At 69.3% G+C, this 20,826-nt stretch carries 22 protein-coding genes; 12 read left to right on the forward strand and 10 right to left on the reverse strand.

What is annotated here, in order from left to right; genetic code table 11:
• Window positions 1-3: 3 nt before the first annotated feature.
• The 4 genes from OHT76_RS13600 to OHT76_RS13615 all read right to left on the reverse strand — a co-directional run bounded on the left by OHT76_RS13600 (window position 4) and on the right by OHT76_RS13615 (window position 2,390).
• Window positions 4-579, reverse strand: coding sequence for a TerD family protein (locus OHT76_RS13600; protein WP_328871070.1), 576 nt, complete (start codon window positions 577-579; stop codon window positions 4-6).
• A gap of 107 nt (window positions 580-686) precedes the next feature.
• Window positions 687-1,262, reverse strand: coding sequence for a calcium homeostasis/redox stress adaptation protein (locus tag OHT76_RS13605; protein ID WP_328871071.1), 576 nt, complete (start codon window positions 1,260-1,262; stop codon window positions 687-689).
• Between the two features lie 113 nt (window positions 1,263-1,375).
• Window positions 1,376-1,834 carry a peroxiredoxin gene (locus OHT76_RS13610; protein WP_328871072.1) on the reverse strand — a complete coding sequence of 153 codons (459 nt, stop codon included), beginning with the start codon at window positions 1,832-1,834 and terminating at the stop codon, window positions 1,376-1,378.
• 115 nt (window positions 1,835-1,949) lie between these two features.
• Window positions 1,950-2,390, reverse strand: a complete 441-nt coding sequence (locus tag OHT76_RS13615; protein WP_328871073.1) for a DUF3052 domain-containing protein — start codon at window positions 2,388-2,390, stop codon at window positions 1,950-1,952.
• Between the two features lie 373 nt (window positions 2,391-2,763).
• On the opposite strand from OHT76_RS13615, the gene aceE reads away from it, so the two are divergent.
• Both aceE and OHT76_RS13625 read left to right on the forward strand, forming a co-directional pair.
• Window positions 2,764-5,511 (forward strand): pyruvate dehydrogenase (acetyl-transferring), homodimeric type, encoded by a 2,748-nt coding sequence (aceE, locus tag OHT76_RS13620; protein WP_328871074.1) that lies wholly within the window; start codon window positions 2,764-2,766, stop codon window positions 5,509-5,511.
• 75 nt (window positions 5,512-5,586) lie between these two features.
• Entirely contained in the window at window positions 5,587-6,315 is a 729-nt protein-coding gene (locus OHT76_RS13625) for a potassium channel family protein (RefSeq protein ID WP_328871075.1), read from the forward strand.
• Between the two features lie 180 nt (window positions 6,316-6,495).
• Here the strand turns inward: OHT76_RS13625 and OHT76_RS13630 are convergent, their stop codons facing one another.
• Window positions 6,496-6,801: a small hydrophobic protein gene (locus OHT76_RS13630; RefSeq protein ID WP_328871076.1), complete on the reverse strand. Its 306-nt coding sequence runs from the start codon at window positions 6,799-6,801 to the stop codon at window positions 6,496-6,498.
• Window positions 6,802-7,084: 283 nt separating this feature from the next.
• Window positions 7,085-8,677, reverse strand: coding sequence for an MFS transporter (locus tag OHT76_RS13635; protein ID WP_328871077.1), 1,593 nt, complete (start codon window positions 8,675-8,677; stop codon window positions 7,085-7,087).
• A gap of 66 nt (window positions 8,678-8,743) precedes the next feature.
• Here OHT76_RS13635 and OHT76_RS13640 point away from each other — a divergent pair, with 66 nt between their 5' ends.
• Genes OHT76_RS13640 through OHT76_RS13650 form a run of 3 tightly spaced genes read left to right on the forward strand, consistent with a single transcriptional unit; the run spans window position 8,744 to window position 11,548 of the window.
• The gene (locus tag OHT76_RS13640) at window positions 8,744-9,370 is read left to right on the forward strand and encodes a TetR family transcriptional regulator (RefSeq protein WP_328871078.1); all 627 of its coding nucleotides are present in this window, start codon (window positions 8,744-8,746) and stop codon (window positions 9,368-9,370) included.
• A gap of 54 nt (window positions 9,371-9,424) precedes the next feature.
• The gene (locus OHT76_RS13645; protein WP_328871079.1) at window positions 9,425-10,642 is read left to right on the forward strand and encodes an alpha/beta hydrolase; all 1,218 of its coding nucleotides are present in this window, start codon (window positions 9,425-9,427) and stop codon (window positions 10,640-10,642) included.
• Window positions 10,643-10,699: 57 nt separating this feature from the next.
• Window positions 10,700-11,548, forward strand: coding sequence for a DUF4429 domain-containing protein (locus OHT76_RS13650; protein WP_328876524.1), 849 nt, complete (start codon window positions 10,700-10,702; stop codon window positions 11,546-11,548).
• 3 nt (window positions 11,549-11,551) lie between these two features.
• On the opposite strand, the gene OHT76_RS13655 is transcribed toward OHT76_RS13650, so the two are convergent.
• Together OHT76_RS13655 and OHT76_RS13660 are read right to left on the reverse strand one after the other, a co-directional pair.
• Entirely contained in the window at window positions 11,552-12,571 is a 1,020-nt protein-coding gene (locus OHT76_RS13655) for an aldo/keto reductase (RefSeq protein WP_328871080.1), read from the reverse strand.
• Window positions 12,568-13,032 (reverse strand): MerR family transcriptional regulator, encoded by a 465-nt coding sequence (locus tag OHT76_RS13660; protein ID WP_328871081.1) that lies wholly within the window; start codon window positions 13,030-13,032, stop codon window positions 12,568-12,570. Before OHT76_RS13660 ends, OHT76_RS13655 begins: the two co-directional genes overlap by 4 nt.
• Before the next feature lie 95 nt (window positions 13,033-13,127).
• Between OHT76_RS13660 and OHT76_RS13665 the strand changes: the two genes are divergently transcribed.
• Together OHT76_RS13665 and OHT76_RS13670 are read left to right on the forward strand one after the other, a co-directional pair.
• The gene (locus OHT76_RS13665; RefSeq protein ID WP_328871082.1) at window positions 13,128-13,598 is read left to right on the forward strand and encodes a GNAT family N-acetyltransferase; all 471 of its coding nucleotides are present in this window, start codon (window positions 13,128-13,130) and stop codon (window positions 13,596-13,598) included.
• A gap of 19 nt (window positions 13,599-13,617) precedes the next feature.
• Window positions 13,618-14,439 carry a serine hydrolase domain-containing protein gene (locus OHT76_RS13670; protein ID WP_328871083.1) on the forward strand — a complete coding sequence of 274 codons (822 nt, stop codon included), beginning with the start codon at window positions 13,618-13,620 and terminating at the stop codon, window positions 14,437-14,439.
• A gap of 6 nt (window positions 14,440-14,445) precedes the next feature.
• Here OHT76_RS13670 and OHT76_RS13675 read toward each other — a convergent pair whose 3' ends face one another.
• Entirely contained in the window at window positions 14,446-14,982 is a 537-nt protein-coding gene (locus OHT76_RS13675; protein WP_328871084.1) for a hypothetical protein, read from the reverse strand.
• A gap of 90 nt (window positions 14,983-15,072) precedes the next feature.
• Window positions 15,073-15,762 (reverse strand): pirin family protein, encoded by a 690-nt coding sequence (locus OHT76_RS13680; RefSeq protein ID WP_328876525.1) that lies wholly within the window; start codon window positions 15,760-15,762, stop codon window positions 15,073-15,075.
• Window positions 15,763-15,823: 61 nt separating this feature from the next.
• Between OHT76_RS13680 and fasR the strand changes: the two genes are divergently transcribed.
• The 5 genes from fasR to OHT76_RS13705 all read left to right on the forward strand — a co-directional run bounded on the left by fasR (window position 15,824) and on the right by OHT76_RS13705 (window position 20,765).
• Window positions 15,824-17,029: a fatty acid biosynthesis transcriptional regulator FasR gene (gene fasR / locus OHT76_RS13685; RefSeq protein WP_328871085.1), complete on the forward strand. Its 1,206-nt coding sequence runs from the start codon at window positions 15,824-15,826 to the stop codon at window positions 17,027-17,029.
• Between the two features lie 89 nt (window positions 17,030-17,118).
• On the forward strand, window positions 17,119-18,033 hold the full coding sequence (locus tag OHT76_RS13690) for an ACP S-malonyltransferase (RefSeq protein WP_328871086.1): 915 nt from the start codon (window positions 17,119-17,121) through the stop codon (window positions 18,031-18,033).
• Between the two features lie 17 nt (window positions 18,034-18,050).
• Window positions 18,051-19,052 carry a ketoacyl-ACP synthase III gene (locus OHT76_RS13695; RefSeq protein ID WP_328871087.1) on the forward strand — a complete coding sequence of 334 codons (1,002 nt, stop codon included), beginning with the start codon at window positions 18,051-18,053 and terminating at the stop codon, window positions 19,050-19,052.
• 106 nt (window positions 19,053-19,158) lie between these two features.
• Window positions 19,159-19,407: an acyl carrier protein gene (locus tag OHT76_RS13700; RefSeq protein ID WP_015660680.1), complete on the forward strand. Its 249-nt coding sequence runs from the start codon at window positions 19,159-19,161 to the stop codon at window positions 19,405-19,407.
• Between the two features lie 86 nt (window positions 19,408-19,493).
• Window positions 19,494-20,765 (forward strand): beta-ketoacyl-[acyl-carrier-protein] synthase family protein, encoded by a 1,272-nt coding sequence (locus OHT76_RS13705; RefSeq protein ID WP_328871088.1) that lies wholly within the window; start codon window positions 19,494-19,496, stop codon window positions 20,763-20,765.
• The last annotated feature ends 61 nt before the right edge of the window (window positions 20,766-20,826 follow it).

The raw sequence follows: 20,826 nt of genomic DNA on the forward strand, positions 1-20,826 counted from the left end.
GCGTTACGAGACGTTGACCCCGAAGTCCAGTGCGATGCCCCGCAGTCCCGACGCGTACCCCTGGCCCACCGCCCGGAACTTCCATTCGCCCTGGTAGCGATAGACCTCGCCGAAGATCATCGCCGTCTCGGTGGAGGCGTCCTCGCTGAGGTCGTAGCGGGCGAGTTCCTGGCCGTCGGCCTGGTTCACCACCCGGATGAAGGCGTTGCTGACCTGTCCGAAGGTCTGGCCCCGCTCGTCGGCCATATGGATCGAGACCGGAAAGACGATCTTGTCGCACTCGGCGGGCACCTTGGAGAGGTCGATCAGGAGCGACTCGTCGTCGCCGTCGCCCTCACCGGTGAGGTTGTCACCGGTGTGCTCCACGGAGCCGTCCGGGCTCTTGAGCTGGTTGTAGAACACGAACCACTCGTCGCCCATCACCCGTCCGCCGTTGCACATCAGCGCACTGGCGTCGAGGTCGAAGGGGGCTCCGGTGGTGGAGCGCGCGTCCCAGCCGAGCCCGACCAACACCTGGGTGAGGTTCGGTGCGGCCTTGGAGAGGGAGACATTGCCCCCCTTGGCGAGCGTGACGCCCATGATGCTGGTCCTCCCCGGGTCATCCTTCTTTGGTTGTTTCCCTGCGCGCCCGGCGCCGCACGCAAACCGTGCGGCGCCGGGCGGTTGGAGCGCGGTTACTGCTTGGCTCAGACGTTCACGCCGAAGTCCTGCGCGATGCCGCGCAGACCCGAGGCGTAGCCCTGGCCGATGGCGCGGAACTTCCACTCCGCGCCGTGGCGGTAGAGCTCACCGAAGACCATGGCGGTCTCGGTGGAGGCGTCCTCGCTGAGGTCGTAGCGGGCGAGCTCCGTGCCGCCCGCCTGGTTCACGACGCGGATGAACGCGTTGCGGACCTGACCGAAGGACTGCTGACGGTTCTCGGCGTCGTAGATCGACACCGGGAAGACGATCTTCTCCACGTCGGCGGGGACGCCGGCGAGGTTGACCTTGATCTGCTCGTCGTCGCCCTCGCCCTCACCGGTGAGGTTGTCACCGGTGTGCTCGACGGAGCCGTCCGGGCTCTTGAGGTTGTTGAAAAAGATGAAGTGCGCGTCGCTCGCGACCTTGCCGGAGTTGTTCACCAGCAGTGCGCTCGCGTCCAGGTCGAAGTCCGTGCCGGTCGTGGTCCGGATGTCCCACCCGAGACCGACGATGACTGCGGTCAGACCGGGCGCCTCCTTGCTCAGAGATACGTTGCCGCCCTTGCTGAGGCTGACTCCCACGAGTCCTCCATTGATGTCCAGGGGCGGGGAGCCCCGCCACGCGTTTGATACCGGATCAACGAGTCGATCCTAGTAACGGGTTCCCGTGGGCCGCAGGCCCTGGTACCCAACAATCACAGGGTGTCGAGCGCCTTGACGTACTCGTTCAGGTCACGCGCGTCCGGCAGACCGTTGACAACGGTCCAGCGGACGACGCCCTCCTTGTCGATGACGAAGGTGCCGCGCACCGCGCAGCCCTTGTCCTCGGCGAAGACGCCGTAGGCACGGGAGACCTCACCGTGCGGCCAGAAGTCGCTCAGCAGGGGGTACTCGAGGCCCTCCTGCTCGGCGAAGACCCGCAGGGTGGGGACGGAGTCGTTGGAGACGGCGAGCAGCTGCGTGTCGCGGTCCGCGAACTTGGGCAGGTTGTCCCGCAGCTCGCACAGCTCGCCGGTGCACACACCGGTGAAGGCGAACGGGTAGAAGAGCAGCACCACGTTCTGCTGACCGCGGAAGTCGGACAGCTTCACGGTCTTGCCGTGGTTGTCCTTGAGCTCGAAGTCGGGGGCCTTTTCGCCGACCTGGATGGCCATTTCCGGCTTGTCCCTTCGATGGGGCTGTTCGGGTGGTCGGGACCACCCTACGCAGAGATCACGAAGGGACCGCGGACGGGCCGACCGAAGCCGACCCGTCCGGTACGGCGGAGGATTACTTCTTCGTGGACTTGGCAGCCTTCGGCGTCACCAGCCGGCTGCCGCTCCAGTCCTTGCCGACACTGACGCTCTTGGATGCGGACAGTCCGGCCGTCGTCGCGGCTTCGGAGATGTCGCTCGGCTCCACATAGCCGTCGCGTCCTGTCTTCGGCGTCAGCAGCAGGATCGAGCCGCCCTCTTCGATGTACGTGGTGGCATCCACCAGCGCATCTGTCAGGTCGCCGTCCTCGTCGCGGAACCACAGCACCACGGCATCGGCGACGTCGTCGTAGTCCTCATCCACGAGATCGCTGCCGATGACTTCCTCAATGGCCTCGCGGAGTTCCTGGTCTACGTCCTCGTCGTAGCCGATCTCCTGGACCACCTGCTCGGGCTGGAACCCCAGCCTGACGGCAGGGTTCGTCCGCTCCTCCGCGTGGTCCGCGGTCGCGCTCACGGGTTGCCTCCTGATCATGTCTTCGGGAATAACTCAGCCACGCGCGTGCGCGAAGCATTGGCCGTAGTCCACACGGGCGGGGCGGATCGCGCAAGTACCCGGCCGTTCAGACCGCCGAAACGGTGACGTTCCGGGCTGTGTCACCGCAACTGGCGCGATGCCTCCATGACCCAAGGTGACACACGCCACACCGTTCTGCCCTCTTTGCGCTTTTGGGAACCCTCCGGGGGGACCAGGCTTGGATTACCTCACGGTAGAGATGACGTTTGCCGTCCCGAGGTACACGATGGGGAACGGCGCAGGCAGAGCAAAACCCCAGAAACACGCCCCGAAGCAAGCTCGAAAACCAGCCCTCTGACAGGTAAGGAACAGCGTGGCTTCCGGATCCGATCGCAACCCGATCATCATTGGCGGCCTTCCGAGTCAGGTTCCTGACTTCGATCCCGAGGAAACCAAGGAGTGGCTCGACTCCCTCGACGCCGCTGTGGACGAGCGCGGCCGCGAGCGGGCCCGCTACCTGATGCTCCGGCTGATCGAGCGGGCCCGCGAGAAGCGCGTGGCCGTGCCCGAGATGCGCAGCACGGACTACGTCAACACGATCGCGACCAAGGACGAGCCGTTCTTCCCCGGCAACGAGGAGATCGAGCGCAAGATCCTCAACGCGACGCGCTGGAACGCCGCGGTCATGGTGTCCAGGGCCCAGCGCCCCGGCATCGGTGTGGGCGGCCACATCGCCACCTTCGCCTCCTCCGCCTCCCTGTACGACGTGGGCTTCAACCACTTCTTCCGGGGCAAGGACGAGGGCGACGGCGGCGACCAGGTCTTCTTCCAGGGCCATGCCTCGCCGGGCATCTACGCCCGCGCCTTCCTGCTGGACCGGCTGAGCGACCAGAACCTGGACGCGTTCCGCCAGGAGAAGTCGAAGGCGCCGTACGGGCTGTCGTCGTATCCGCATCCGCGGCTGATGCCGGACTTCTGGGAGTTCCCGACCGTGTCGATGGGCCTCGGCCCGATCGGCGCGATCTACCAGGCGCGGATGAACCGCTACATGGAGGCGCGCGGGATCGCGGACACCTCCAAGTCGCAGGTGTGGGCGTTCCTCGGGGACGGCGAGATGGACGAGCCGGAGTCGCTCGGCCAGCTGTCCATCGCCGCGCGTGAGGGCCTGGACAATCTGACCTTCGTCGTCAACTGCAACCTGCAGCGGCTCGACGGCCCGGTGCGCGGCAACGGCAAGATCATCCAGGAGCTGGAGTCGATCTTCCGGGGCGCCGGCTGGAATGTGATCAAGCTGGTCTGGGACCGCACCTGGGACCCGCTGCTGGCCCAGGACCGGGACGGCGTGCTGGTCAACAAGATGAACACGACCCCGGACGGGCAGTTCCAGACGTACGCCACCGAGACCGGCGCGTACATCCGCGACCACTTCTTCGGCGACGACCACCGGCTGCGCGCGATGGTCGAGGGCATGACCGACGACCAGATCCTGCACCTGGGGCGCGGTGGTCACGACCACAAGAAGATCTTCGCGGCCTTCTCGGCGGCCAAGGCGCACAAGGGCCAGCCGACGGTGATCCTGGCCAAGACGATCAAGGGCTGGACGCTGGGTCCCAACTTCGAGGGCCGCAACGCCACGCACCAGATGAAGAAGCTGACGGTCGACGACCTCAAGCGCTTCCGTGACCGCCTGCACCTGCCGATCTCCGACAAGGAGCTGGAGTCCGGCGCACCGCCGTACTACCACCCCGGGCGGGACACCGAGGAGATCCAGTACATGCACGACCGCCGCAAGGCGCTCGGCGGGTACGTCCCGACCCGCGTCGTGCGCGCGAAGCCGTTGCAGCTGCCCGAGGACAAGACGTACGCGACCGTGAAGAAGGGGTCGGGCCAGCAGTCGATCGCGACGACCATGGCCTTTGTCCGTCTCCTCAAGGACCTCATGCGGGACAAGGAGATCGGCAAGCGGTTCGTGCTGATCGCGCCGGACGAGTACCGCACGTTCGGCATGGACTCCTTCTTCCCGAGTGCGAAGATCTACAACCCGCTGGGGCAGCAGTACGAGGCGGTGGACCGCGATCTGCTGCTGGCCTACAAGGAGGCGCCGAACGGGCAGATGCTGCACGACGGCATCTCGGAGGCCGGCTGCACGGCCTCGCTGATCGCGGCGGGTTCGGCATACGCCACGCACGGCGAGCCGCTGATTCCGGTCTACGTCTTCTACTCGATGTTCGGTTTCCAGCGGACCGGCGATCAGCTCTGGCAGATGGCGGACCAGCTCTCGCGCGGATTCGTCCTCGGCGCGACCGCGGGCCGCACGACTCTGACCGGTGAGGGTCTGCAGCACGCGGACGGTCACTCGCAGCTGCTGGCGTCGACGAACCCGGGCTGTGTGGCGTACGACCCGGCCTTCGCGTTCGAGATCGCGCACATCGTCCAGGACGGGCTGCGGCGGATGTACGGCCCGACGGCGGACGGCAAGCCGGGCGAGGACGTCTTCTACTACCTCACCGTCTACAACGAGCCGATCCAGCACCCGGCCGAGCCGGAGAACGTCGACGTCGAGGGCATCCTCAAGGGCATCCACCGCTTCAGCGCGGGCACTTCGGGCTCGATCCCGGCGCAGATCATGGCGTCCGGTGTCGCGGTGCCGTGGGCCGTCGAGGCGCAGAAGATCCTCGCCGAGGAGTGGAACGTGAAGGCCGACATCTGGTCGGCGACCTCCTGGAACGAACTGCGGCGCGAGGCCGTGGCCTGCGAGGAGCACAATCTGCTGCATCCCGAGGAGGAGCAGCGGGTGCCGTATGTGACGCGGAAGCTGTCCGGCGCGGAGGGGCCGTTCGTGGCCGTTTCCGACTGGATGCGGTCGGTGCCGGATCAGATCGCGCGGTGGGTGCCGGGGACGTATCAGTCGCTGGGCGCGGACGGCTTCGGCTTCGCGGACACCCGGGGTGCGGCCCGGCGCTTCTTCCATATCGACGCCCAGTCGATCGTGGTGGCTGTGCTGACGGAGCTGGCGAAGGAAGGGAAGGTGGACCGCTCGGCGCTGAAGCAGGCGATCGACCGGTACCAGTTGCTGGATGCCTCGGCGGCCGATCCGGGCGCCGCGGGCGGCGACGCGTAGAGGAACACTCGTGGTCCGCTGGAGGGCCGAGGGGCCTCGTCCCCTCGGCCCTCCGCTGTTTCCTACGATGCGGGCATGAAGGAACAACCCGCACGGATCCGTTGGGAGCGGCGCACCCAACGGCCGCTGATGGCATTGGCGGTGCTGTTCGCCGTCGCGTATGCCGTGCCGATCGTGGACAGTTCGGCGAGCCGGGCGCTGACGCGCGCGTGCACAGTGGTCGAGTGGGTGGTGTGGGGGGCCTTCGCGGCCGACTACCTGGTGCGGCTGGGACTGGCCGAGCGCCGGGGGGAGTTCGTACGGCGGCACTGGATGGACCTGTGCGCGGTGCTGCTGCCGCTGATCCAGCCGCTGCGGCTGCTCCGGGTGGTCTCGACGCTGATGCTGGTCGGGCGGCGGGCGCGGATGGCGACGCAAGTGCGCCTGACGACGTACGTCGTGGGCTCGGTCGTCGGGCTGCTGATGTTCGGGTCGCTGGCGGTGCTGTCCGTGGAGCGGGACGCGCCGAATGGGAACATCGAGACGCTGGGTGACGCGGTGTGGTGGTCGTTCACGACCATGACGACGGTGGGCTACGGCGATCATGCGCCGACGACCGGTCTGGGCCGTATTCTCGCGGTCGGGCTGATGCTGTCCGGTATCGCGCTGCTGGGTGTGGTGACGGCGAATATCGCGGCGTGGTTCATCGCGCGGTTCGAGGATGACGCGGAGGAGCGTCGGCAGACGGAGGCGATCCAGCTGCTGACGGAGGAGATACAGAAGCTCCGCGCGGAGGTGGCAGCGCTGTCGGAACGGGCGCCGTGAGGTTGGAGCCGCGAGATTTCGCCCCCGCCGCCCCTACGCGTCCCTCCCCCAGAGGGGGGACCCCCACCAGGGGCTGCCGCCCCTTCGACCCCGCCCCAGGGGGCTCTGCCCCCTGGACCCCCGCTCCTCAAACGCCGGAGGGGCTGATTTTCAGCCCGTGGCGGGGGCGAAGAAGGTCTTTTAGAGCAAGCCGTTGCCCGGTGTCGCCGAGCCCGCCAGCCAGATCAAAGCCAGGAGCGTGTCTATCGCGCCCAGTACCACCGCTATCAGCGCCGGGACCGGGCGGGCGCCGGACCACGTTCGGTTCATTGCCAGCCAGCCGCAGACGATGGCCAGGGGGCCGAGGACGATGCCCAGGGCGAAGAAGCCCGCCACCGCGCAGATGGTGCCGATGATGCCGAGTGTCGCGCGGTCCGGCCCGGACCGTGACCACGTCCGGCCACGTGTACGGGGGTGCCTGCGCGTGCCGTGTCCGAAGCCCGCCATGGTGACTCAACTCCCGGGAACCGTCAGTTGGTTGGGTTCGGTTCCCGGGGCGAGTACCCATTCCCCGGCGACTAAGCCTCCGGGCTGCCGGCGCGCTGTCCCCCTCCGGCAGCGCGCCGCAGCACCGGTCACCCTCCTTGCCGTACGAACTTGCCCGAGGAACATGCCGTACGGAGGGCTTGACCCACTGTGACCTGCGGCGCGTGCCGAGGACGAGGAATCTTTAGCGTTGTCACCCTGATAGGGGAAATACGCCTCAAACCCCTTGCCGACGGGGCCTGTTTCAGATGTGCGCGGCCCCCGCACCCGCCTCCGCGTTCTCGCCCCGCTTCGTCAGGAACGCGACACCGACGGCCACCGCCGCCACCCCCGCCGCCACCAGCGAGGCAAGGCTCATCCCGGAGATGAAGGTGTCGTGCGCGACGTCCGTGATCTTCGCGGCGACCGCGTCCGGCGTCCCCGGAGCCACCGGCGCCACACCCACCTGCACCGCCTCCGAGGCCTGCGCCTCCTGGGCGCCGGTGAGCTGCCCGAGCCCCGCGTCGGCCCAGTTCCCGGCGAGGTCGCTGTCCACCTTGGATGCCATCACGGCGCCCAGCACGGCCGTACCGAGGCTGCCGCCGATCTGCATCGCGGCCTGCTGGAGACCACCGGCGACGCCGGAGAGCTCCATCGGGGCGTTGCCGACGATGACCTCCGTCGCGCCGACCATGACCGGCGCCAGGCCGAGGCCCAGAAGCGCGAACCAGAGGGACATCAGACCGCTGCTCGTGTCCGTCTCCAGCGTCGACATGCCGTACATGGCGATGGCCGTGAGGGCCATACCGCCCGCCAGCGGCACCCGCGGGCCGAACTTGGTGATCATCGCGCCCGCCAGCGGGGAGCCGACGATCATCATGCCGGTGAGGGGCAGCAGGTGCAGACCCGCGTCGATCGGGCTCATCCCGTGCACGTTCTGCAGATAGAACGTCACGAAGAACAGGCCGCCCATGAACGCGATGGCCATCAGGACCATCAGCACCACACCCGCCGACAGCGGGACCGAGCGGAACAGCGCGAGCGGTATCAGCGGCTCCTTGACCTTCGTCTCCCAGAACGCGAAGAGCCCGAAGAGCGCCACGGACGCGACGATGAACGTCCAGGTCTGGCCGGCGCCCCAGCCCCACTCCGGCGCCTTGATGAGCGCCCACACCAGGCAGAACATCGCGCCCGAGAGAAGGACGATGCCGAGGATGTCGAAGGAGCGCGGGGCGTTCTCGGCGCGGTGGTCCAGCAGGATCAGCACACCGAGGACGACGGCGAGGACACCGACCGGCACGTTGATGAAGAACACCGACTGCCAGTTGACGTGCTCGACGAGGACACCGCCGAGGATCGGGCCGCCCGCGGTGGAGGCGCCGATGACCATGCCCCAGATACCGATGGCCATGTTGAGCTTCTCGGCCGGGAAGGTCGCCCGCAGCAGACCGAGCGCGGCCGGCATCAGCAGCGCGCCGAACAGACCCTGCAGCACCCGGAAGGAGACGACGAGCCCGATGCTGCTCGACAGACCGATCGCACCGGAGGCGGCCGCGAAGCCGACCACACCGATGAGGAAGGTCTGCCGGTGCCCGAAGCGGTCGCCGAGCTTGCCGGCGGTGATCAGGGAGACCGCGAGGGCCAGGAAGTAGCCGTTGGTGATCCACTGCACCTCGGCGAAGGTGGCGCCGAGGTCCTTCTGGATGGCCGGGTTGGCGATGGCGACGATGGTGCCGTCCAGCGCCACCATCATCACGCCCACGGCGACGGTTATGAGCGTGAACCAGGGGTGCCCACGCAGCCCGGAGGGCGGGACGGCGTCCTGGGGCGCCTTGTCGACGATGGTCTGACTAGTCATGCCGTCGAGGCTAATGACAGCCTCTGACAATTGACAAACCAATTCACAAGTCGGTAACTGACGGATATGGAAACACTCCGCGAACGCAAGAAGCAGCGCACCCGGGACGCGCTGCTGCGAGCGGCACTCGAACTGTTCACCAGCCGGGGATACGAGCAGACGACGGTCGACGACATCGCCGCCGCCGTCGACGTCTCCCAGCGCACCTTCTTCCGTTACTTCGCGAACAAGGAGGAGGCCGCCTTCGCCGTACAGGAGATGACGGAGGCGTACTACGTCGAGGCCGTGCGGCTGCGTCCGCCCGAGGAGGCGCCGATGCAGGCGCTGCGGCAGGCCGTGGTCGAGGGCTGGGACGGGCTGCACGAGGTCATCGAGTCCGTCGTCCCGGTGGAGCTGCATCTGCGGATGTACCAGCTGATGGAGTCGACACCCGCGCTGCTCGCCGCGCATCTGCGGCGCGGGGCGGAGACGGAGGAGCGGATCGCGCGGGTGCTCGCCGAGCGGGAGGGCCTCGATGTGGACGCCGATCCCCGGCCGCGTCTCGCGGTGGCGGTCTTCGGTGGGGTGATGCGGGTCACCCAGCGGCAATGGAGCATGGGCGAGGACTTCAGCCTGGAAGGCATCCGGGAACTGACCATCGCCTACCTGGAGCAGGTGGGGCCCGCACTGGCCGAGAGCTGGCGCGAAACGTGATCCCCGTCACTCGGTTAACGCGAGACTCGTTCGTTCTCCTAGTGTGTCCTCCCAGTGACTTCCTTCGACACCTCCCCGCAACTGAACGTCTGGCGCGCTCTGCTCGCGCTGGCCGTGGTGTTCGTCATGCTGGCGACCGGCGGCTGGACCGCGCTGCGCAACCAGCGCACCACGCCCGCCCTGCAGGTTTCGCTCTCCGCCTGGGAGCACGGCCGGATCGGCGGCTACCAGCTGCCCGACCCGGAGTCCTCCCCCGCCCGGCTCGCGCGCTTCTTCGCCACGCTCACCGCTGAGCAGCGCACCGCCCTGGCGCGCCGCTATCCGCTCGCGGTCGGCAATATGAACGGCGCCCCGGTCGAGTTGCGCTACCGCGCCAACCGTGTCGCCCTGTTGCAGGCCCGCAAGGTCGAGCTGAAACGCATGCACGACAGCCGGCTCTCGCCCGAGGGGCAGCAGGAGGCCGGCCGTCGTATGCACCGCTACGAGGCGCTGATGAGCCCCGGGCGGCACATCCTCGCCTTCGATCCGGCGGGCTCGGGACGGGTCGCCGAGGTGTTCGGCGACCTCGGCCGGGCCGAGCGCGTCTCCGTCGTCGTCCCCGGCGTCGACACCGATGTGCTCACCTTCCAGCGCACCTACCGCAAGTACTCGGCACCGGTCGGCATGGCGCAGTCGCTGTACGCGGCCGAGCGCACCGCGGACCCGTCGACGCGTACGGCCGTGATCGCCTGGGCCGACTACACCGCGCCCGGCGGCCTCGGCCTCGACTCGGCCATCGCGACCCGCGCCGAGAACGGTGCCGTACGGCTGAACGCGCTGGTGCGGGCGCTGCCCGGCAGCTCGCCGGTGTCGCTGTTCTGCCACAGCTACGGCTCGGTCGTCTGCGGGGTCGCCGCGCACACGCTGCCCGACCGGGTGGCCGACATCGCGGTGGCGGGCAGCCCCGGCATGCGCGCCGCGAACGCGTCCCACCTCGGCACCTCCGCGCGGGTGTGGGCGATGCGGGACGCCGACGACTGGGTGCAGGACGTGCCGTATCTGGAGCTCGGCGGGCTCGGCCACGGCGCCGATCCGATGTCCTCGGCGTTCGGGGCGCGGGTGCTGTCGGCGCGGGATGCCGAGGGGCACAGCGGGTACTTCGAGCCCGGCACCGACAGTGTGCGCAACTTCGCGGAGATCGGGGTTGGCGCGTACGACTCGGTCCAGTGCGCGGGAGATGACGAAGGCTGTCGGGAGGGTTTGTCCGGCACCACGCCGGTCGGACGCGCGTAGAGGCGCAGAAACTACGGTTTGCGCGGAGAGGCGACGGAGGAGCTCGTGCCGCATACGATGAGCCGCATGGGTGACGTACTGGCCGGATTTCATGCCGCCTGGGAGTTCGAGTCCGACTCCGTGCTCATCCGTTACGAACGGGGGATTCGAACACCCAAGCTGTTGCAGGCGCTAGGGGAGCGCCGGGTGCCGCTGGCGGCCCTCTCTGCGGTGACGCTCACGCCCGGCAAACGCGGGACCGTGGTGCTGCGGGCCGAGCCGCGCCCCGGAGCCGATCCGCTCATGGAAGCGGCCGACGGGCAGCTGAAGGAAGGGTGCGATCCGTATCGTCTGGTGCTGCCGGCCGAGCGGGAGACGCTCGCCGAGTACTACGCCGACGAACTGCGGGCGCAGCTGACCGAGTCGGGACCGGCGGATCGTTTCCTGGTGTCGATGCCGGACGCTCCGCGGTCCTTCAAGGCGTACGACGGGAAGGCGTCCTTCGACGGGCGGACGGTCGCGTTCCGCTGGTTCTGGACGGGCGCGTCCTCGGCGAAGTGGAAGGCCGGGGACCAGTCCTTCGCGATCGGCGACCTGAGCGGGGTCGAGTGGCGCTCGCCCGAGGTCTTCGAGGGGCATCTACGACTGCTGCTGCGCGGGGAGACCCAGCCGGCGCAGGTGGATCAGGATCCGGCGGCCGTGGTGTTCGGGCTGGGGTACGGGCCTGTGCAAGAGTCACTGCCGTTCGCCGCAGCGGTGTTGGCGGCGGTACGGCAGAGCGGGCCGGCACCGGTCGCGGCGGCACCGCGCCGCGACCCTGCCGACATCGCCGAGCGGATTCGCCATCTTGGGGAGCTGCATCAGGCCGGGCTGGTCACTGATGAGGAGTTCTCTTCCAAGAAGGCGGAGTTGCTGGCGGAGTTGTAGGAATTACTCCCGCCCCGCGGACGTGAACGTCATGTCCGCGTAGCGGTCTCCCGCCACCTTCTCCGCGATCGGCTCCAGAAGGGCCAGTTGGTCCTCCGTGAGTTCGATCGTCGTCGCCGCCGTGTTCTCCTCCACCCTCGTCGGCTTGCGGGTGCCCGGGATCGGGACGACCGGCAGGGCGTGGACCTTGGACTGTTGCTGGACCCAGGCCAGGGCGATCTGGCCGAGCGACGCATCGTGGGCTTCGGCGATCTTGTGGATCGGGGCCAGGAGGGCCGCGTTCGCCGTGGCGTTCTCGCCCGTGAAGCGGGGCTGTTGGCGGCGGAAGTCGTCGGCCGTGAGGTCCTTGTCCGCGGAGCCGAAGGAGCCCGCGAGGAAACCGCGGCCGAGCGGGGAGTACGGCACCAGCGCCACACCCAGGTCACGGGCCGCGGGTACCACCTGCGCCTCGATGTCCCGGCTGAACAGCGACCACTCCGACTGCACGGCCGCGATCGGGTGCACGGCGTGCGCGGCGCGCAGCTCGGCGGCCGTGACCTCGCTCAGCCCCAGATGCTTGACCTTGCCCTCGCGGACCAGCTCGGCCATGACGCCGACGCTCTCCTCGATGGGGACGTTCACATCCCGGCGGTGCATGTAGTAGAGGTCGATCACCTCGACGTCCAGGCGCTTGAGGCTCGCCTCGACGGCCTGGCGGACGTAGGGCGCGTCATTGCGGATGACCCGCCGGGTCGGGTCGTCCGGCGGGATCGACAGAGCGAACTTGGTCGCGATGACGACCTCGTCGCGGTGGGCCTTGAAGAAGGGGGACAGAAAGCGTTCGTTCTCGCCGGCGCCGTAGGCGTCCGCCGTGTCGTACAGGGTGACGCCCAGTTCCAGCGCCCGCTCCAGGGTGGCCCTGGACTCCTTCGCGTCCGAGGGGCCGTAGGCGAAGCTCATGCCCATGCAGCCCAGGCCCTGTACGCCCGTCTCGGGGCCGGTGTCGCCAAGTCGTACGGTCGCGATCGTGCTGTTCTCGGTCATCGGGGCCTTTCCGACGCCAGGGCAAGCCCGGCGTCGCCGTAGAAAGCGATCTTGCGGTCGAGCACGGCGAGCGTGTCCTGGAGTTCCGCGATCCGGGCCAGGACGTCCCGGCGGGTCTCCTCCAGCAGTTCGTAGCGCGCGCCGTAGGTGTGGTCGCCCTCGCGCACCAGCTCGGCGTACCGGACCATGTCGGCGACCGGCATACCGGTGAGCCGGAGCTTGCCGACGAGGTCGAGCCAGTCCAGGTCGCGGTTGCTGTAGCGGCGCTGGCCGGTGTGCGAGCGGTCGATGTGCGGCATCAGGCCGATGCGCTCGTACCAGCGCAGGGTGTGCGCGGTCAGGCCGGTGAAGGCGGCGACCTCGCTGATCGTGTAGCTGTCCTGGCCATCGGGGCGCCGGTCGGCCTGCGGCGGCCCCGCGCAGGTGTCGGTCCTGGTACCCGTGGTCTCCATCACCGTCATGGCCTCAACGCTATGGCCTTGGAGTGCACTCCAAGCAAGCGCGGCGTGAGAAATCGGCAAGACCTGGCGGGGCCCGGGTGATTAGCGTGCGGGCCATGAGTCTCGTACGCCGTGCCAGGGCCGAGGACGCGGAGGAAGTGCTGCGTCTGCGCCAAGTGATGATCGACTCGCTGCCCGACGGGGACAGCTCCACACAGTGGCATGCCCGGTCGCTGCCGGTCCTGAGGGAGAAACTGGGCGAGGCGGACGGGGACTTCGCCGCGTTCGTCGTCGACCATCCGGACCGGCCGGGGGCGCTGGCGGCGCTGGTCGCCGGGACGGTCGACTACCGGATCGGGAAGGCGGGCAATCCGGGCGGGCGGGCCGGGTACGTCTTCAGCGTCGCGACCGACCCGGAGGCACGTCGGCGCGGGTACGCGCGCGCGTGCATGGAGGAGCTGATGGCGTGGTTCCGTGAGCAGGGGGCCGGACAGGTCATGCTCACCGCGTCCGCGGAGGCCGAGCCGCTCTACGCCTCCCTCGGCTTCGTCCACAAGCCGGACCCCACGATGATGCTCAGGCTCTGAGCGGCATAGGCTCGTCGGCATGTCCTTGCAGAGCCTCGCGTTGATCGAGAACTGGCCGGTTCCCACCGCTGCCGCGGCCGTCGTACGGGCCGACGGGACCGTCCTCGGGTCCCACGGCCCGGCCGGGCATCGCTTTCCGCTCGCCTCGGTCACCAAGCCGCTGGCGGCGTACGCCGCGCTCGTCGCGTACGAGGAGGGGGCGATCGAGCTGGACGAACCGGCGGGCCCGCCCGGCTCGACGGTCCGTCATCTGCTCGCCCACACGTCGGGCCTGGCCTTCGACGAGCACCGGGTGACGGCGCCTCCCGGGGAGCGGCGGCTGTACTCCAACGCCGGCTTCGAACAGCTCGGGGACCACCTCGCGAAGGCCGCGGACATCCCGTTCGCGGAGTATCTGCGGCAAGCGGTGCTGGAGCCGCTGGGGATGACGTCGACGTCACTGGAGGGCTCTCCGGCGAAGGACGGCGTCTCGACGGTGGACGATCTGGTGCGCTTCGCGGCGGAGGTCCAGGCACCGCGCCTGCTGGACCCGCGTACGGTCGCGGAGGCGATGACGGTCCAGTACCCCGGCACGAAGGGTGTCCTGCCGGGGTACGGCCACCAGAGCCCGAACGACTGGGGGCTCGGCTTCGAGATCCGGGACTCCAAGTCCCCGCACTGGACGGGGTCTTCGTCCTCGCCGCGCACCTTCGGTCACTTCGGCCAGTCCGGCACGTTCCTGTGGATCGACCCGTCCGCGGGAGCGGCGTGCGTCGCGCTCACGGACCGGGCGTTCGGGCCCTGGGCGGTCGAGGTGTGGCCGGTGTTCACCGACGCGGTGCTGGCCGAGCTGCGCCGATAGCCGCCCCTAGGACAAGGGGAACCGGCGCTCGCAGTCGCGGTTGATGGTGTCGCCGCGGTCGGCGAACGCGCTGTCGTTGGAGCCGCCGTCGCAGGTCACCCAGTCGTTGCCGCCGACGCCGTCGGCTGCGTTGATGCTGTCGTTGCCGCCGCCGGTCGTGATGGTGTCGACGCCGGACCCGGCGTTCACCGAGGTGTTGATGGACACGCCCACGGACAGGACGTCCGACCAGTTGCCCAGCGAGAAGGCGAGCCGGGTGGCGGTCGCGGTGGAACCGCAGGCGGCCGCGGTCGAGCTCAGCCGGGTGCAGCCCGGGCCCGCGGTGATGCCCGACTGGTCCTCGACTATGACCCGGCCGTCGGACGACACGGTGACGTAGTTGCTGACGCCGCTGCGCGCGTTCAGCGAGACGGTGCCGCCGCTGCGGACCACCGTGGACCCGGGCGGCTCCTGTGCGACGGCGGGGGCGGCGAAGGCGGTCACGAGGACTCCCGCGGCGAGGGCGGGGGCGGCGGCGTGCTTGAGGGCGCTGACGGTCTTCATGCGGGGCTTTCTCCTTGTGCGGGGAGAGGGCGCCGGGGTCGGCGGCCTCGAGCACAGACAAACAGCCAGTGACCATTCCCGCACTTTCTGCTACGTACGTTCGGGTTTCGAGCTCTCGTTCGAGAACGTCGCCGCCATCTCCCACAGCAGGACTTCCGCACCCGCGTTCGCGACCAGCTCCGCGTCCCGCGCGTCCATGATCCGCGCCGCGTCGCCCGGCCCCAACTCCACGCCGTCGAGCCGCACTTCACCGCGTACGACATGGACGTACACATACGCCCCGTCCGGCACCGCGGTCCGCTCCCCGGCCCCCAGCCGCCGTACGTGCAGCATCGCGCCCGCCTCCGGGATCGCGTACGGCGTCGAATCCGCGATGCCGTGGACGATCTCGTACGACGGGGTGCCGCCGGGGTCCAGCGGGGCCAGCCAGGTCTGGACGAAGACGAGCGGGGTCGTGGCGTCGTTGCGTTCCACGTGCCGGACGCCCGCCGCTGAGCTCAGGCGCTGGACGTCTCCGGGGCGGACCCGGGTCTCGTGGCCCGTCGAGTCGCGGTGGGTCAGTTCGCCCTCCACCACCCACGTCACGATCTCCGTGTGGCTGTGGGGATGTTCGTCGAAGCCCGCGCCCGGCGCCAGCCGCTCCTCGTTGCACGCGATCATCGCGCCGAAGCGGAGGTTGTCGGGGTCGTAGTGGGGGCCGAAGGAGAAGGCGTGCCGGGAGTCGATTCCTGCCGCCGGGTCGCCGCCTGGGTAGCGCTCGTCGGCGCGCCGTACGTCCATCACGGACCCACCGTAGACCCCGACGGCGCACACTCCCGTCCGGATAAGGCAGTCTTGTCCCGTGCCCGAACCCGAAGCCCACAAGCCCGACGCCACAGCGCACGCCGCCCACCCGCACCCCGCGACCCTGAAGCGGCTGGAGAAGTCCTCCGGCAGCCTTGCCGCGCAGGCCATCACGCGCATGGACGAGACGCTGCCGTGGTACCGGGCCATGCCCCCGGAGAACCGTTCCTGGATCGGGCTCGTCGCCCAGGCAGGTATCGCGGCCTTCACCGAGTGGTTCCGGCATCCCGATGCCCCTCAGGCCATCTCGACCGATGTGTTCGGGACCGCGCCGCGTGAACTGACCCGCGCGATCACCCTGCGGCAGACCGTCGAGATGGTGCGGACCACCATCGAGGTCATGGAGAGCGCGATCGATGAGGTGGCGGCTCCCGGTGACGAGTCCGTCCTTCGCGAGGCTCTTCTCGTCTACGCCCGTGAGATCGCCTTCGCCACCGCCCAGGTCTATGCCCAGGCCGCCGAGGCACGCGGTGCCTGGGACGCCCGGCTCGAGTCGCTGGTCGTGAACGCCGTGCTGAGCGGGGAGGCCGACGAAGGGGCCGTCTCGCGGGCCGCCGCTCTCGGGTGGAACTCCCCCGAACATGTGTGTGTCGTGCTCGGTACCGCCCCGGACGGGGACTCCGAGCTGACCGTCGAGGCCATCCGGCGGGCCGCCCGGCATGCCAAGCTGCAGGTGCTGACCGGAGTGCTCGGCGACCGGCTCGTCGTCATCGCCGGTGGCAGCGACAATCCGCTCGCCGTCGCCAAGTCGCTGATCGGGCCTTATGCCGCAGGTCCCGTCGTCGCCGGGCCCATCGTGCCCGATCTGCTCGCCGCCACCCGCTCCGCGCAGGCCGCCGCGGCCGGGCTCAAGGCGTGTTCCGCCTGGCAGGACGCCCCACGGCCGGTGCTGGCGGACGACCTGCTTCCGGAACGTGCCATAGCCGGAGATCCGAGCGCGCGCGAGCAGTTGGTGGAGGAGATCTACAGACCGCTCGAGGAGGCCGGGTCCGCGCTTCTGGAGACCCTCGCCGTCTATCTGGAGCAGGCGAGCAGTCTCGAGGGCGCCGCCCGGATGCTGTTCGTGCATCCCAACACCGTGCGCTACCGGCTTCGACGTGTGACTGACGTCACCGGTTGGTCGCCCTCGGATGTACGCTCCGCGTTCACGCTGCGGATCGCGCTGATCCTGGGACGTCTGGTCGACGGGGATCTTCAGTCGTAGGGTTTTGTCGGGGGCCTACAAAACCCCCTGCTGTTCTTCGTCCCTGTCCCCACGGGCGGCGGTGGCCGTCCCCAAGAGAGAGTGTGAGAGTGCTCGTACTCGTCGCTCCCGGCCAGGGCGCCCAGACGCCCGGCTTCCTGACTCCCTGGCTCGACCTGCCCGGCGCCGCCGACCGCGTCGCCGCCTGGTCCGACGCCGTCGGCCTCGACCTCGTCCACTACGGCACCAAGGCCGACGCGGACGAGATCCGGGACACGTCCGTGGCCCAGCCGCTGCTGGTCGCCGCCGGAATCCTCTCCGCCGCGGCACTCGGTGCCGTGTCCCCGGGCGCCGTCGCGGGCCACAGCGTCGGTGAGATCACCGCCGCCGCCTTCGCCGGCGTACTGGACGACACCGCCGCGCTGACCCTCGTACGCAAGCGGGGTCTGGCCATGGCCGAGGCCGCCGCGATCACCGAGACCGGTATGTCGGCGCTGCTCGGCGGCGACCCGGAGACCTCCGTCGCGCACCTGGAGAAGCTCGGTCTGACCCCGGCGAACATCAACGGCGCCGGTCAGATCGTGGCCGCGGGCACGATGGAGCAGCTCGCCGTGCTCGCCGAGGACAAGCCCGAGGGGGTGCGCAAGGTCGTCCCGCTGAAGGTCGCGGGCGCCTTCCACACGCACCACATGGCTCCCGCCGTGGACACGCTGGCCAAGGCCGCCAAGGCACTCTCGCCGGCCGACCCGACGGTCGCCTACGTCTCCAACAAGGACGGCCGGACCGTCGCCACCGGCGCCGAGGTCCTCGACCGTCTCGTCGGCCAGGTCGCCAACCCGGTCCGCTGGGACCTGTGCATGGAGACCTTCAAGGAGCTCGGCGTCACCGCGCTGCTGGAGGTGTGCCCCGGCGGCACCCTGACCGGCCTCGCCAAGCGCGCGCTGCCCGGTGTGAAGACGCTCGCCCTGAAGACCCCCGACGACCTCGACGCGGCTCGCGAGCTGATCGCCGAGCACAGCGGCTGACAAGGAGCCCGAAGAGCATGTCGAAGATCAAGCCCAGCAAGGGCGCCCCGTACGCGCGCATCCTCGGTGTGGGCGGCTACCGCCCCACCCGGGTCGTGCCCAACGAGGTGATCCTCGAGAAGATCGACTCGTCCGACGAGTGGATCCGCTCGCGCTCCGGAATCGAGACCCGGCACTGGGCGAACGACGAGGAGACCGTCGCCGCCATGTCGATCGAGGCGTCCGGCAAGGCCATCGCCGATGCCGGGATCTCCGTCGAGCAGATCGGCGGCGTGATCGTCTCGACCGTCTCGCACTTCAAGCAGACCCCGGCCGTCGCCACCGAGATCGCCGACAAGCTCGGCACCGCCAAGGCCGCCGCCTTCGACATCTCGGCGGGCTGCGCGGGCTTCGGCTACGGCCTGACCCTGGCCAAGGGCATGATCGTCGAGGGCAGCGCGGAGTACGTCCTCGTCATCGGCGTGGAGCGGCTCAGCGACCTGACCGACCTGGAGGACCGCGCCACGGCCTTCCTGTTCGGCGACGGCGCCGGCGCGGTCGTCGTGGGCCCCGCCCAGGAGCCCGGCATCGGCCCCACCGTCTGGGGTTCCGAGGGCGACAAGTCCGAGACGATCAAGCAGACCGTGCCGTGGACGGACTACCGCACCGGCGAGGTCGACAAGTTCCCTGCGATCACGCAGGAGGGCCAGGCGGTGTTCCGCTGGGCCGTGTTCGAGATGGCGAAGGTCGCCCAGCAGGCGCTGGACGCGGCCGGGATCACCTCGGACGACCTGGACGTCTTCATTCCCCACCAGGCCAACGAGCGGATCATCGACTCGATGGTGAAGACGCTGAAACTGCCGGAGCATGTCACGGTCGCCCGTGATGTGCGCACCACCGGCAACACCTCGGCCGCCTCGATTCCGCTCGCGATGGAGCGGCTTCTGGCGACCGGCGAGGCGAAGAGCGGCGACACCGCGCTCGTCATCGGCTTCGGGGCGGGTCTCGTCTACGCAGCCACTGTCGTTACCCTCCCCTAGGCACTCCGTGCCGGATCATCATCAGGTCCGGTTCGGCTGTACTTGTCTGCCGCTGCCGCGGCGGGCACTGCCAAACCCTCTGGATCACTAAGAAGGAGCGCCTGACATGGCCGCCACTCAGGAAGAGATCGTCGCCGGTCTCGCCGACATCGTGAACGAGATCGCCGGCATCCCGGTCGAGGACGTCCAGCTGGACAAGTCCTTCACCGACGACCTGGACGTCGACTCCCTGTCCATGGTCGAGGTCGTCGTCGCCGCCGAAGAGCGCTTCGACGTCAAGATCCCGGACGAGGACGTGAAGAACCTCAAGACGGTCGGCGACGCGACCGACTACATCCTCAAGCACCAGGCCTGAGTTTCCGCTTAGGCCGGATGTGCCCGGCCCCGCCACCCGGCGGTGGCGCCGCTGAATCCTCGTATCCCGTTGGAGAAAGAATTCCCGTGAGCTCGACCAATCGCACTGTGGTCGTCACCGGTATCGGCGCAACCACACCGCTGGGTGGCGACGCGGCCTCTACCTGGGAGGGCCTCGTCGCCGGACGTTCCGGTGTCAAGCCCCTGGAGCAGGAGTGGGCCGCCGACCAGGCGGTCCGGATCGCCGCCCCCGTCGCCGTGGAGCCGACCGAGGTGATCGCGCGCCCGCAGGCCCGCCGCCTCGACCGCTCGGCCCAGTTCGCGCTGATCGCGGCGAAGGAGGCCTGGGCCGACGCCGGTTTCACCGACAAGGCCGGTGAGGACGGCAACGTCGACCCCGACCGGCTCGGTGCGGTCATCGCCTCCGGTATCGGTGGCGTGACGACCCTCCTCGACCAGTACGACGTGCTCAAGGAGAAGGGCGTCCGCCGCGTCTCCCCGCACACCGTCCCCATGCTGATGCCGAACGGCCCCTCCGCGAACGTGGGTCTGGCCGTGGGCGCCCGCGCCGGCGTGCACACGCCGGTCTCCGCCTGCGCCTCGGGCGCCGAGGCCATCGGCTACGCCATCGAGATGATCCGCTCCGGCCGTGCCGACGTGGTCGTCGCCGGCGGCACCGAGGCGGCGATCCACCCGCTGCCCATCGCCGCGTTCGGCAACATGATGGCGATGTCCAAGAACAACGAGAACCCCGAGGGCGCCTCGCGCCCCTACGACGTCGCCCGCGACGGCTTCGTCCTCGGCGAGGGCGCCGGTGTGATCGTCCTGGAGTCCGCCGAGCACGCCGCCAAGCGCGGGGCTCGGGTGTACGCCGAGGCGGTCGGCCAGGGCATCTCCGCCGACAGCCACGACATCGTGCAGCCGGAGCCGGAGGGGCGTGGCATCAGCCACGCGCTGCAGAACCTGCTGGAGCGGACGGACCTGAACCCGGCGGAGATCGTGCACGTCAACGCGCACGCCACCTCGACGCCGGCCGGTGACATCGCGGAACTCAAGGCGCTGCGGAAGGTGTTCGGCGACGACGCCGACCACATGGCCGTTTCGGCCACCAAGTCGATGACGGGTCATCTGCTGGGTGGTGCCGGTGGTGTGGAGACCGTGGCCACCGTGCTCGCGCTGTACCACCGGGTGGCTCCGCCGACCATCAACGTCGAGAACCTCGACCCGGAGGCCGAGGCGAATGCCGACGTCGTCCGCGGTGAGGCTCGCAAGCTGCCCGTCGAGGGCCGGATCGCCGCGCTGAACGACTCGTTCGGCTTCGGCGGCCACAACGTGGTCCTGGCGTTCCGTACGGTCTGAGAAGCGTTTGTACGTACGTGAAGGGCCCCCACCTCGCAAGGTGGGGGCCCTTCGTGTGTCC

The organism is Streptomyces sp. NBC_00287, assembly GCF_036173105.1.
GTDB lineage: Bacteria > Actinomycetota > Actinomycetes > Streptomycetales > Streptomycetaceae > Streptomyces.